The following is a 12,678-nucleotide window of genomic DNA, read 5'->3' as shown; positions in this document are numbered from 1 at the left end:
AGGTTCCGCTCACATGGGGTGCGGCCGCTTATCCGGCGCTGACGCTGCGTCCGGCCGACTTCAGGTCGTTGCAGGCCTCGATCACACGGGCCGTCATTCCGGCTTCTGCCTTTTTGAGGTAGCTGCGCGGGTCGTAGGCCTTCTTGTTACCCACCTCGCCGTCGATCTTGAGCACGCCGTCGTAGTTGGAGAAGAAGTGTCCGGCGATCGGGCGGCTGAATGCGTACTGGGTATCGGTGTCGACGTTCATCTTCACCGTTCCGTACTCGAGCGCCTCTTCGATTTCGCTCTTCGCCGAGCCCGATCCGCCGTGGAAGACGAAATCGAACGGCTTCGAGCCCGATGCCAGGCCGAGCTTCTCGCTGGCCACACGCTGACCGTCGGCGAGAACGGACGGCTTGAGCTTGACGTTGCCCGGCTTGTAGACGCCGTGCACGTTGCCGAACGTCGCCGCCAGCAGGTAGCGCGAGCCGGCGTCTCCGGCACCGAGTGCCTCGACGGTCTTGAGGAAGTCCTCGTTCGACGTGTACAGCTTGTCGTTGATCTCGGCCTCGACGCCGTCTTCCTCGCCGCCGACGACACCGATTTCGATCTCCAGGATGATCTTCGCGGCCGCAGCGCGGGCCAGCAGATCCTTCGCGATCTCCAGGTTCTCGTCGATCGGCACGGCCGATCCGTCCCACATGTGCGACTGGAACAGCGGGTTCTTGCCGGCGTCGACGCGCTCCTGCGAGATCGCGAGCAGCGGACGCACATAGGTGTCCAGCTTGTCCTTGGGGCAGTGGTCGGTGTGCAGCGCGATCGTGACGTCGTATTCGGCAGCCACGACGTGAGCGAACTCGGCGAGCGCGACAGCGCCGGTGACCATGCTCTTCACACCCAGGCCGGAGCCGAATTCTGCGCCGCCGGTCGAGAACTGGATGATGCCGTCGCTACCCGCGTCGGCGAAGCCTTTGATGGCGGCGTTGATGGACTCGGAACCCACACAGTTGATTGCCGGGAAGGCGAACTTGTGTTCCTTCGCCCGGCCCAGCATCTCGGCGTAGACCTCGGGAGTTGCGATAGGCACGGCGTCATTCCTCCATTGAAAGTTCGATTGTGTCCTGTGCAGTATGGCAACCTCCGGGCTCGGTGTCGTGCGTACCCGCTCACGTCCCTCCCGGGTGGTTGTCCGTCGAGGGGTGCCGAACAGGCCATCGAGTTCACGGTCGGCCGACACCGACTGTTCAGGAGTTGCCGGTTTCGGCCGGTAGTGTGGGCGCGGTGAGTCTTCTTGCTGCTTCGGAATCGGTGACGACGAATCTGGCCCTGTTGCCCGGTTTCCTCGATCCGGTGAACCTGCTCAATTCCTTCGGTCACTGGGTCCTGATCGGTCTGCTGCTGGTGGTGTTCATCGAGTCCGGCCTGCTGTTCCCGCTGCTGCCCGGCGACTCGTTGCTCTTCACAGCCGGCCTGATCGCGGCGTCGAAGTCCACCGAGATCGAGCCCTTCGCGTCCATCTGGACGCTGGTCATCCTGATTCCCATCGCGGCGATCCTCGGCGACCAGGTCGGTTTCCTCATCGGCACCAAGGGTGGTGCCGCCCTCTTCAAGACGAACGACGCCCGATTCTTCAAGAAGAAGTACATCGACGAGTCGCACGTCTTCTTCGAGAAGCACGGCCCGATCACGATCATCCTGGCGAGATTCGTACCCATCGTGCGGACGTTCGCGCCGGTCGTCGCCGGTGCGTCGCACATGAAGTACTCGCTGTTCCTGACGTACAACGTCGTCGGCGGCATCCTGTGGGGCGCGGGTGTCACGGTTCTGGGGTACCTGCTCGGACAGATCGCGTTCATCCGCGACCACGTCGACATCATCTTCCTGCTGATCGTCGCCGTGTCCGTACTGCCCATCGTGATCGAGGTCGGCAAGCGCATGATCAAGGCCCGCAAGACTCCACTCGGGGAAGCAGCCGACGCGATCGAAGCCGACGCCCCGGACTCCAAGTCCTGATCGAGAAATTCCGAAAGCGATCGAGCCCGTGTCACTGAGCGCCACAGCATTGACCGCCACCGCACTGCAGACCGTGTCCACCGAGGCCGTCGGCAGTTTCGGACCGCTGCAGTCGGCGGGTCCGCTGGTCGTGTGGGTGATCGTGATGGCATTCGTGTTCATCGAATGCGCGGTGATCATCGGCCTGTTCCTACCCGGTGACTCGATGCTGATCACTGCGGGCATCGTCATGGCGACGCACGCGTCGGGCACCGGCCACATCTGGGCTCTCTCGGTCGGTGCGATGGTCGCGGCGATCGCGGGCAACCAGGTGGGATACATGATCGGCCACCGAACCGGTTCGACGCTGGTGGCCCGCAAGAACGGCAAGTACCTCAACACCAAGAACCTGCACAAGGTCAATCTGCTGCTGGAAAAGCACGGATTCTGGGCGGTTCTCGTCGCGCGTTGGATCCCGTGGGTGCGCACACTGTGCCCGATGGTCGCCGGGGCCGCGAAGATGGATCACCGTCGCTACACCATCGCCAGCACTCTGGGCGCGATCATCTGGGCACCGGTGCTGTTGCTCGTCGGCTTCTACTTCGGCTCGTTCATCCAACGCATCCCGTGGCTGATGCCCGCGGTGCTGATCAGCATGATCGTGCTGCTGGTCGTCGGAACGGGTCTGGGCATCTGGCAATACCGCAAGGAAATGGCGCGTCCCGAAGAGACGATCGTCGTCGACGAGGTTGTCGAGTAGGACCCGGAACGACCTGAAAACCGGCGGGAGTGCAGCCTGCGGAACGACCTAGAATCCGCGGGAGTGCAGCCTGCGGAACGACCTAGAATCCAGCAGCGCAGACGCGGTAGGCCGCTTCCATGAGCATCCAGCCACCGAGTTGCACGGACAGGTCGCGTTCGGGCACCTCGGACGGTCGGACCGTTCCCTCGGCGAAGGTGGCGATGTGCAGGCCCTGCCCCGGGAATCGTGCTTCGCGGGTCCAGTCGGCACCGAACAGTGGGTTGTCCTCCACTTCGAGTCTGTTCTCCCATGCGGCCTCGGCCGAGGCGAGGACGATTGCGGCCGCAACCTCTCGTGCACGGTCGTCGGCGTCGGTGTCGCCGGGTAGTTCGGTGGCCACCAACGCGAGGTAGCGCGCGAGGATCGGGTTGAACAGGCCCCCGTCTCCCCCGCCGCCGCCGGTGATGACGAGGTTGCGGGTGAGGTGGTTCTCGACGGCGTCGACCAGCGCGTGGACACGCTGCGCGTGCCTCGGCTCGCCGAGACGGAGTGCGAGTTCGGTTTCCAGGCCGAGTGCGACGCCCTGGCAGTAGCTGTAGATCGCGCGTTCGACCTCGCCGGACTTGCCCGCGTCGACGAGGGCGCGGGTGGAATGCATGCCGTCGAGGATCAATCCGGTGCGTGAGTCACGCAGGGTGCGGTCCATCCAGTCCGACATCTCCTGGGCGCGCCAGAGCCGACCGGTGCGGGCGAGCATGATGGCGGCCGGGCCGTTGGCCGGCGCGTTGTAGAAGTCGGATTTCTTGCGCCACGGGATGCCGCCGCCTTCGGCCGGAGCCCAGGCGTCGAACAGTTCCATCTCGATCTGCTGGATGCCGCTGCGGTTTCCGACGAAGTGCTGACGCTGCGCACGTTCGAGAGCCAACCCGAGCCAGGCCATGTCGTCGTAGTAGTTGTTGGTCCAGCCGGTGAGGTTTCGGGTGCGGTGCGCGCGGGTGATTTTCGTCAGGCGTCGTCGACGTTTTGTGGTGAGTTCGCGGTCGGCGGCATCCACTGCGCAGTCGAGCAGGTGTGCCTGCCACCAGTAGTGCCAGCGCAGGAAGGCACGCTCATGCTTGACGGGCGGCCACGCGACGACTCCGAGCGCCGTACCGGGCAGTCCCCACAGCCGACGCATGTGCCGTGCGACGACGGCCCCCTCCGCAGCGTCGGCACGCTGCGACCACAACTCCTGCATACCCGCAATCCTGCCACTACCGTTGCCGAACCGTTACATCCCGTCCTGGTAAGGCCCTGTCTTCACCATGCGGTATCGAGATCGGCGTGGCGACGAATCCACGAGTGCATCGCAATCCCGGCCGCAACACCGGCATTGATGCTGCGTGTCGACCCGAATTGCGCGATCGAGACCGTCATGGACGCGGACTCCCGCGCGCTATCGGAGACGCCGGGACCCTCCTGACCGAACAGCAGCAGGCAGTTGCGCGGCAATTCAGCCGTTTCGATCGGCACCGAGCCCGGGGTGTTGTCGACGGCGACGACGACGAGTCCCTGGTCCTCGGCGAACGCCATCAGCGCCTCCACCGAATCGTGGTGGTGAATGTGTTGGTACCGGTCGGTGACCATCGCGCCGCGACGGTTCCATCGACGCCGCCCGACGATGTGCACCGCCTGTGCAGCGAAAGCGTTGGCCGTGCGCACCACGGTGCCGATGTTCGCGTCGTTCGCGAAGTTCTCGATGGCGACGTGCAGTGAATGACGGCGAGTGTCGATGTCGGCGACTATGGCCTCGCGTCGCCAGTATCGATATGCGTCGACGACATTGCGTCGATCACCGGCGGCGAGCAGTTCGGGGTCCAGCCGCGGGTCGTCGGGCGGCGGCTCGTCGTGGGTGTCCGACCACGGGCCGACGCCGTTCGGGTTCTCACCCCATTCGGTGGGACCGGCTTCGGCCGGTTGGCCGTCGATCTCGTTCTCGCTCAATAGATTTCGTTACTGTCGGGCGCGATCCGGAATCCGTGACCGGTGGCGTCGTTCGCGCACGAGATACCGTTCTCGGCCGAGGTACAGGTGTAGCCACCCTCGGCGATGGTCGCACCGACAGCCAGCGGCGGATCCATCGATTCGCCACCCGAGGTGTACACCACTCCCCCGGAACACATGAATGCCGCGGGACCGTCGTTGGTCACGCGAATACCGTTGCCCCAGTTGATCATGCAGTCGTCGGGCCGCGGCGGGACCGGGGTGGTCGTACCTTGACACCCGGCCTCGGTGCGACTCGACAGCGGCACGATGCCGCATTGGAACAGTCCGTCGGGCGAGGTGAAGTAATAGGCCCCGCCGATCGCGGCATACGTCGTCTGCGGCTCCGCGACCGGTGGGGGTGGTTCGACCGGCGGGGGCGGCGGCGCTTCCGACGTGGTCGTCACCGGCGGCGGAGTCGTGGTCGGTGCGGTCGTCGTGGTGGTCGGCACGGGGGTGGTGGTCGACGACGGAGGCGGCGCTTGCGCAGCCGACTCGCTACTGCAGCCGGTGAGGACGAGCGCCGACCCGACCCCGACAGCGACCGCCCACGCCCGCACCGTTCCGAATCGCACTGTCCCGAATTGTCTTGTCCTGCTCGACCGCACCGTGCTCAGCATGAAGAAAACCCGACCCACCTTTCGACACCTACTGCTCGAAAGACAGACGATACCGGCGCAGCGCCGGCATCGTCCGGTGCGGCGTTCTAGGTGTGGCTCAGACGGCGGTTGACTTCACGGGTGAGCCACGCAGGCGAGAACCGTGAACCGAGCGAGAGCGCCTTGGAGGGCAGTCCGACCGGGAAGTGCACCTTGTGCAACCGACGCTTCACCGGACGGGTGGCGTCGAAGATCGCGTCGGACACATCTTTGACGGTGAGCTTGATGCCCAACGAGCTCGTGGTGCCCGTCGAGATCTTCTCGGTCATCGCCGTCTGGACGAACAGCGGCCACATGGCCTTGACCGCGATGTCGTACTTGCTCCATTCGAGATCCAACGCCTCGGTGATGCCACGTACCGCGAACTTGGATGCGCCGTACGTCACCAACTCGGGCTGACCGTAGATGGCCGAGGCCGAGCACAGGTTGACGACCTGCGCGCCCGGGGTGTCCCTGAGGTAGGGGAATGCAGCGTGGGTGCCGTAGACGACGCCGTTGACGTTGATGTCGATCTGGCGGCGATGCACCGAGAGCGGCATGTCTTCGAAGGCCCCTGCAGCGAGGATTCCGGCGTTGTTGATCAGGATGTCGAGTCGACCGTCACCCTCGGCAACGAACTCCTTCAACCGGGTTTCCCACTGGTCGGAGTTGGTTACATCCAAAGTACCGGTGAACACTCGACCGCTGAGCGAAGCAGCTTCCTTGCCGAGTGACGCCAAACCGGTCTCGTCGATGTCGTACGCACCGACGAGGTAACCGTTGGCAGCGAACTTGAGTGCCGTTGCACGGCCGATGCCGGCCGCGGCACCTGAGATGAAGACAGAAGGTCGAGTCACATCGATCACCGTACATGTAACCCTACTTACGAGTAACCCCCAATCTCCGATCGATCGAACGCCGTCTCCCGACGGCACAGGAGTACCGAAGTGAACGACTCGAGGATCGTGCGAGCCGTCGTCGTCGTGGCGATCGGCTATTCGATAGTGCTGGCAGTCTGGATCGGCTGGCTCGTGGACAAGACCCCGCCCGGCACATTGCCGTACCAGTTGGCAGCCCTGGTGGCCGGATTCGGCGCGGCCCTCGGCCTGGCCATGATGATCGCCGGACGCCCCACGCGCGAGCAGAAGGATCTGATCGAACACGGCGTCGAGGGGTGGGCGACGGTGGACGCGATCCGGCGCATCGACGACGACACCGCCGAGCTGGACCTGGAGTTCACCGTGCCGGGCTCGAGCAGCTACTTCGGCAAGATCGTCTACGGCATTCCCCGAGCCGACACCGCACACTTCGAGCCGGGCACGGTCATCGCTGTTCGAGTGGACCCGGCCCATCGAGAGCGGGTTCTGCTGCTTCCCCGTCACGGCGTCGACGAGTAGTGGCCAGGGCGTCGACGAGCAGCATCTGAGCGGCCACGTACGTGGACAGGATCACCGCCTCCGCCGTGCGGCGCTGCCGTTCGTCGGTGAGGAACAGTCGTCGGTGGACGATCAGCGCGTCGGACACCGTGAACAGGATGCCGCCCACGACGAGCCGGCGATCACCCCCACGCGAGACCGACCGCGCAGACAACGTCGACGTCGTCGCGAGCACGCCGCCGTAGGCCGACAGGGTCGGGGCGACCGCCGGTTGGCGTCGAGCCAGCAGGATCGACGCGGCCAGCCAGCCCGCGTATCGCGGAACGGCGTCCAGCAGAACCGGTCGCGCACCACGACGCCACAGCAGAAACGTGTAGCAACTCTGCATGACTCCGAATGCAGTGGCACCGAGTTCGAGCGCCGAGTCGTCGTCCGGGTCGATCAACAGCAAGTCGCCGATGGTGGCGGCGACCAGACCCGTCGCCAGCACCCGGTCGTGTGCTGGATCGAGGGCGGTGGCCAATGCAGGAACGATCAGCGGCTTGGCAATCTTCTGCAGCCGTGCCGAGCCCGTCCACGCCCCGAGCACTGTCACCGCACCTGCTACCGACGCGGCAACGCGGGCACATCCCACCCGATCGAAGTTCACTTCCGACCTTTCCGGGGCGAATCCGTCATAACGACCGTCACATGTGACCCTGACCCCTATCGCTTGATACTCGCAGTGAGCGTGGGCATCGTGGACAGGTCGGTCGGATCATTTTCGAAAGCACTGGGGACCATCATGCGCCGCAAACTCACCGGGCACACTCGCATCGCAGGTGACGAGGTCGCCGGCTACCCCAATCCGCTTCTCCGCGACTGCGACCTCCGCCAGGCACAGATCAAGCGCTGGGTCGTCACCCTGTTGATCGTCATGGTGCCGTTCTCGCTGTGGATCGGCACCGGTGCCTACTCCGAGCAGCAGCAACGACTCGATGAGCAGCGCACGTCGATCCACCAGGTGACGGCCACCACGACCGATGTCGCAACCGTGGCACCGACTGCCGCGACCAGCTTCGACTCCACCAACGGTGGAGCCGTGACGGCCGTTCCCTCGCAGTGGGTCTACCGAGGCGTCGAGCACACCGGCCGCGTCAGCGTCGACACCGGGTCGCCGGTAGGTACGACCGCTCAGATCTGGGTGAACGACGCCGGCGAGCTGAGCCTGCGGCCACTGACCTCGTCGGATGTCGTCGCTGCCGCGATCTTCAGTGCCGTCGGAAGTTGGATCCTGGCGGCCACTGCGCTGATCGGCTTCTACTACGTCATGCGCTTCCGATATGACGGGCGCCGAAACGCCGAGTGGGATCGCGAGATCGCCGATCTACTGAGTCGACACTGATCCGCTCTCACTCCCCGAGCTCACCCCACCCGATTTCAACGGCAGGTGAGCCTCGCATTGCGATAGATAGTTAGTGTATGTAACAATAAACCGGTGAGCCATTCCCACGACGACCTCAAAGATCTGGTCTCGGAGCTGGTCACCAGTTCGTCACGCTTCGTTCGCTTGGCTGCCCGGTTCGGCAGCGACGAATGGCCCAGAGCGTGGATGCGGGCACTGTCGCTGCTCGAGGAGTATCAGCCCTTGCGCATCAGCACCTTCGCCGAGTTGGACCGATGCTCGCAGCCCTCGGCCACGGCACTGCTCGCGAAGTTGGGCAAGAACGGCCTGGTGACCAAGACGTCCGACCCCGACGACTCGAGGGCCGTGCTCGTCGAGATGACCGAGGCCGGCCATCGGTGGCTCGCCGCGAGTCGCCGTCACATCGTCGACGGACTCGTCCCGTACCTGTCCGACCGAGACCCGGAACAAATCCAGAAATTGACCGACGGCCTGAGCGAGCTTCGCAGCATCCTCGAACCCGTCGATCGCGAAAAGAGAGGAACTCTTTCGTGACCACCAGCACCTCCCCCGACAGCCTGCTGAAGCAACCGCGCGCCGTGTGGGCCGTCGCGTTCGCCAGCGTCATCGCCTTCATGGGTATCGGTCTGGTCGACCCGATCCTCAAGCCGATCGGCGAACAACTGCACGCCTCGCCGTCTCAGGTGTCGCTGCTGTTCACCAGCTACATGCTCGTCACCGGCGTCGCGATGCTCATCACCGGCGTCGTGTCCAGCCGATTCGGGCCCAAGCGCACATTGCTGGCCGGCCTGGCCGTCATCGTGGTCTTCGCCGCCCTCGCCGGCATGTCCGGTTCCGTCGGCGAGATCATCGGATTCCGCGCCGGCTGGGGACTGGGCAACGCCCTGTTCATCGCCACGGCGCTCTCGACCATCGTCGGCGCAGCATCCGGCGGCGTCGCCCGCGCGATCATCCTCTACGAGGCCGCACTGGGCATCGGAATCGCAACCGGACCGCTGGTCGGCGGCCTCCTCGGTGGATTCAGCTGGCGCGGACCGTTCTTCGGCGTCGCAGTACTGATGGCCATCGCATTCATCCTGCTGATCGTCATGCTCCCGGACACCCCCAAGCCCGCGCACACCACGTCGATCCTCGATCCGTTCCGGGCACTGCGACACCGCGGACTGCTGACCGTCGGCATCACCGCACTGCTCTACAACTACGGCTTCTTCACCCTGCTGGCGTACACCCCGTTCCCCCTGGACATGGGCACCTACTCGATCGGTTTCATCTTCTTCGGCTGGGGCCTCTGCCTGGCCGTGGCATCGGTGTTCATCGCACCGAGACTGCAGCGGGCCTACGGAACGCTGAACATGATGATGCTCTCGCTCCTGCTCTTCGCCGTCGACCTCGGCGTCATGGCGATGTTCACCGAGAACAAGACCGTCCTGATCGTCGGAACCGTCGTGGCCGGCCTCTTCCTGGGCGTCAACAACACTCTGATCACCGAGACCGTCATGATCTCGGCGCCGGTGGAGCGCTCGACCGCGTCGGCGGCCTACAGCTTCGTCCGCTTCACCGGCGGTGCCGCCGCTCCCTACCTGGCCGGCAAGCTCGGTGAATCCAACATGCACGTCCCGTTCTGGGTCGGCGCGGCCTGCACGGCCCTGGCCATCGTCGTCCTTGCGAGCGGCCGGAAAGTCCTCGCTCACGTGGACGAACACGAGCCGGCACCACACAGCATCGACGAGGCCCGCGCGGTGACAGTAGGCGACTGAGCCTTTCGATCAACCGCTGGATCCGACGGCCGAGAGCATCGCTTTCGGCCGTCGGCGTGTATCAATGGCCTCATTCGTCACATCCGTCTCATCAGTAACACTTTGGTAACCAATACCTCAGTAAAGGATTTTTCGGTTCGATGTACCGTCCGGTTGGTTTACGGTCACGTCATCACGGTTGTTCGTGTGACTCACCAACAACACTCGTTCCGCGTGGGAGGACGGGTGCGCGCAGCTCACTGCTGCCACTGACCGAAGGGCCACAATCTCCATGTCGCAGAAGTCGATCGCCAGGTCCAAGAAGGCGCGCCTCGCCGCAGCCGGGGCCGCCATGGCACTGTCACTGTCCATCGCTGCACCGGGAATCGCCAGTGCTCAGGAGCCCAGCACGCCGGAAAGCTCCGAGGTTCAAGCACCGGCGGGCGAAGAATCCGAGGGCGTCGAACCCGCCGCTCCCACAGGCGAACAGGGTGCCGCAGTAGAAGGATCGGGCACCGCAACAGCCGAAGGACAGATCGACGCACCTGTCCCGGCCGTCACGTCCGAGGACGCAGCCGCGGCCGCCGCAGCCGCAGTCCCGACACCCGAAGCCCCCTCCGCCGTTCGTCCACTGCCGCAGATCACCGGCGGCGTCGTGTTCAACGAAGACGGCACGGCCACAGTCAATCTCGACGTCATTCCGCAGTTGTCCGACGCCGAGAAGAAGGCGATCGCCGACGCCGAGGCCGCCAGCAAGGAAGCTGCAGCTGCATCGGCTGCCGCCCAGGTACGACTCGAGACGGCCAAGGCAGCCGAGGCCACCGCGAGCACCGACGCCACCAAGGCCGAGGTTGCTGCTGCCGAGGCAGACGTCAAGGCCAAGGCCGCCGTCACGGCCGCCTCGAACGCCAAGGTCGAGAGCGCAGCAGCGAGCGCAGCGGTCACCGCAGCGAAGAACACCGCTGCCGAACTGAAGACCAAGGCCGACGAAACCAAGGCCGCCGCCGACAGCGCTGCAACAGTCGCAGCCGAGGCCGAGGCGAAGGCGAAGGAGCTCGAAGCCGCAGCCGTCTCGGGCGACCCCGACGCCACCGCCGCAGCCGAGGCAGCTCGTGCAGACGCCGACGCGAAGGCCGAACTCGCCGCCACCGCCAAGGTCGAAGCCGACGCATCGAACAAGGCGCTCGCGGATTCCGTTACCGCTGTTCAGGATTCGTTCAAGAACTTCAACCTCGCCAAGGTGACCGCTGCAGTTCGCGCTGCCGCTGCCACTGCCGCGAAGTCGCTGGCACTGAACATCGAGGCTCAGACCGCTGCCGCAGTGGCTGCAGTGGCCGAGCAGAACGCGAAGAACCTCGAAGCCGCCGCGGAGGCCGCAGCCGGTGAAGACACTGCATCCGAGAAGGCCGCAGCCGACGCCCGAACTGCCGCCGACGCAGCGAAGGCCGATGCCGACGCCAAGGCCGAGGCGGCAACCGCTGCCCAGGCTGCACTCGATTCCGCGCCGTCGGACGCCGATGTCGCTGAATTGCAGGCCAAGGCCGACGCGGCCGCAGCGGCACTGGTGACGGCGAATACGGCCGTCGAGACGGCGAACGCCGACCTGCAGGCCAAGACCGACGCAGCCGCGGCCGCCAAGACCAAGGCCACGGAGGCAGCAGCCACGTTGAAGACGGCTCAGGACGCCGCAACGGCCGCCAAGACCGAGGCCGACGCCAAGGCGAAGGCCGAGGCCGATCTCAAGGCCGAGGCAGCCGAATTGGCAGCCAGCGGACCGAAGTTCGAGTGGACCATCAACCTCGGCAACACCGTGAAGGAAGACGTACCCGTCACCGAGGTCGACGAGAACACCGTCGTCGTCGACGAGACCGGAGTCTCGCTCGTCGGCGTCAAGAACGAGGACGGATCCTTCACCGTCGCGGACTACTTCACCACCGACGACAACGGCGTCGTCAGCGTGGCCGGAGAGCTCCCGCCGGTCGATCTGGCACTCGGCGATTCCTCGAACGAGGCGTCGGGCGCTTCGGACAGCTCGTCGAACACCCCGGTGATCCTGGCCGGTGTCGGCGTGGTCGTCGTCGCAGCTGCCGGTGGCGCGTTCTACCTGCGTCGCCGCAGCTCCACCGATGCCACCTCGTAACACCCGCTGGCTGTGGACGGCGATCCTGACGTTCGTTCTTCTCGTATCAGGTTGTGCGAGTGACGAAGTCGGGATCGCCGCACCCGATCGTTCGCCGGTGCAGTCACAGATCTCGGGGGCTGCACCGACGGGCGATGTCGCCCCCTCTCGACCGGAGTACATCGAGCTGCGCTCGGCGGACGGGTCGACCTATCTGAGCAGTCCCATTCATCCGGACCCCCTCTATCGCGGCGGGGAAAGCGGGCAGGTGCTGAACCCGGTGGACGAACTACCCGCGTGGTGGGCCGAGAGCGGAATGCCAGGAACCGACACCGAACAAACCGTTGTCGTTGCCGGACACAACTATTCGAAGCGTGATGCACCGTTCAAGGCACTCCGGGTGGTGACACCTGGAGATACTGTGGTGCTACGAACGGCCACCGGCACTGTGGAGTACGCCGTCGAATCGGTAGGCCCGCTCCCGAAGGGATCTCTGTTGGCGGACAACGACCTTCGCAAATCGGTACCTGGACGATTGATCCTGGCCAACTGCGACGTCCAAGGCGGCGAGCCGACCGACGACAACTTCGTCGTCGTCGCGCAGCTGATTCGCTGAAACAGGCTTGTAGACAATCACTGTCGCGGCCGGGCCCCCGGTCCGGCCGC

Annotated in this window: 14 protein-coding genes; 8 read left to right on the top strand and 6 right to left on the bottom strand. The window is 65.1% G+C overall.

Annotated elements, in window-relative coordinates; translation table 11 throughout:
• Positions 1 to 28: 28 nt before the first annotated feature.
• Positions 29 to 1,069, bottom strand: a complete 1,041-nt coding sequence (gene fbaA, locus AB0P23_RS21890; protein ID WP_027494302.1) for a class II fructose-bisphosphate aldolase — start codon at positions 1,067 to 1,069, stop codon at positions 29 to 31.
• A 194-nt stretch (positions 1,070 to 1,263) separates the two neighbouring features.
• Between fbaA and AB0P23_RS21885 the strand changes: the two genes are divergently transcribed.
• Both AB0P23_RS21885 and AB0P23_RS21880 read left to right on the top strand, forming a co-directional pair.
• Complete coding sequence (locus AB0P23_RS21885; protein ID WP_027494303.1) at positions 1,264 to 1,995, top strand: VTT domain-containing protein; 732 nt, start codon at positions 1,264 to 1,266, stop codon at positions 1,993 to 1,995.
• A gap of 73 nt (positions 1,996 to 2,068) precedes the next feature.
• The gene (locus AB0P23_RS21880; protein WP_027494304.1) at positions 2,069 to 2,734 is read left to right on the top strand and encodes a DedA family protein; all 666 of its coding nucleotides are present in this window, start codon (positions 2,069 to 2,071) and stop codon (positions 2,732 to 2,734) included.
• Between the two features lie 82 nt (positions 2,735 to 2,816).
• On the opposite strand, the gene AB0P23_RS21875 is transcribed toward AB0P23_RS21880, so the two are convergent.
• From AB0P23_RS21875 to AB0P23_RS21860, 4 genes are all read right to left on the bottom strand, one after another.
• Entirely contained in the window at positions 2,817 to 3,953 is a 1,137-nt protein-coding gene (locus AB0P23_RS21875) for a glycoside hydrolase family 76 protein (RefSeq protein ID WP_032373679.1), read from the bottom strand.
• A gap of 62 nt (positions 3,954 to 4,015) precedes the next feature.
• On the bottom strand, positions 4,016 to 4,699 hold the full coding sequence (locus AB0P23_RS21870) for an RNA methyltransferase (RefSeq protein WP_045841394.1): 684 nt from the start codon (positions 4,697 to 4,699) through the stop codon (positions 4,016 to 4,018).
• A complete protein-coding gene (locus AB0P23_RS21865) occupies positions 4,696 to 5,313 on the bottom strand; it encodes a DUF6636 domain-containing protein (protein ID WP_230593449.1) in 618 nt (205 codons plus the stop codon). Before AB0P23_RS21865 ends, AB0P23_RS21870 begins: the two co-directional genes overlap by 4 nt.
• Positions 5,314 to 5,444: 131 nt before the next feature.
• Positions 5,445 to 6,233, bottom strand: a complete 789-nt coding sequence (locus tag AB0P23_RS21860) for an SDR family oxidoreductase (RefSeq protein WP_283550533.1) — start codon at positions 6,231 to 6,233, stop codon at positions 5,445 to 5,447.
• A 90-nt stretch (positions 6,234 to 6,323) separates the two neighbouring features.
• Here AB0P23_RS21860 and AB0P23_RS21855 point away from each other — a divergent pair, with 90 nt between their 5' ends.
• Positions 6,324 to 6,773, top strand: coding sequence for a hypothetical protein (locus AB0P23_RS21855; RefSeq protein WP_027494309.1), 450 nt, complete (start codon positions 6,324 to 6,326; stop codon positions 6,771 to 6,773).
• On the opposite strand, the gene AB0P23_RS21850 is transcribed toward AB0P23_RS21855, so the two are convergent.
• Positions 6,700 to 7,401, bottom strand: coding sequence for a lysoplasmalogenase family protein (locus AB0P23_RS21850; protein ID WP_052062953.1), 702 nt, complete (start codon positions 7,399 to 7,401; stop codon positions 6,700 to 6,702). The genes AB0P23_RS21855 and AB0P23_RS21850 overlap by 74 nt on opposite strands.
• A gap of 135 nt (positions 7,402 to 7,536) precedes the next feature.
• Between AB0P23_RS21850 and AB0P23_RS21845 the strand changes: the two genes are divergently transcribed.
• The 5 genes from AB0P23_RS21845 (at position 7,537) to AB0P23_RS21825 (ending at position 12,628) form a co-directional block, all read left to right on the top strand.
• A complete protein-coding gene (locus AB0P23_RS21845) occupies positions 7,537 to 8,136 on the top strand; it encodes a hypothetical protein (protein WP_045841392.1) in 600 nt (199 codons plus the stop codon).
• Between the two features lie 93 nt (positions 8,137 to 8,229).
• Complete coding sequence (locus AB0P23_RS21840) at positions 8,230 to 8,691, top strand: MarR family transcriptional regulator (protein ID WP_032364936.1); 462 nt, start codon at positions 8,230 to 8,232, stop codon at positions 8,689 to 8,691.
• A complete protein-coding gene (locus tag AB0P23_RS21835) occupies positions 8,688 to 9,914 on the top strand; it encodes an MFS transporter (RefSeq protein WP_027494311.1) in 1,227 nt (408 codons plus the stop codon). The genes AB0P23_RS21840 and AB0P23_RS21835 overlap by 4 nt, the downstream gene beginning before the upstream one ends.
• A 271-nt stretch (positions 9,915 to 10,185) precedes the next feature.
• Complete coding sequence (locus AB0P23_RS21830) at positions 10,186 to 12,033, top strand: hypothetical protein (protein WP_219520448.1); 1,848 nt, start codon at positions 10,186 to 10,188, stop codon at positions 12,031 to 12,033.
• Positions 12,034 to 12,130: 97 nt separating this feature from the next.
• A complete protein-coding gene (locus AB0P23_RS21825) occupies positions 12,131 to 12,628 on the top strand; it encodes a class F sortase (protein WP_230595207.1) in 498 nt (165 codons plus the stop codon).
• The last annotated feature ends 50 nt before the right edge of the window (positions 12,629 to 12,678 follow it).

Origin of the sequence: Rhodococcus sp. NPDC077669 (assembly GCF_040686915.1) — a bacterium.
Taxonomy (GTDB): domain Bacteria; phylum Actinomycetota; class Actinomycetes; order Mycobacteriales; family Mycobacteriaceae; genus Rhodococcoides; species Rhodococcoides fascians.
The sequence above is the reverse complement of the archived record's forward strand: the minus strand, read 5'-3'. Positions and strand labels throughout refer to the sequence as shown.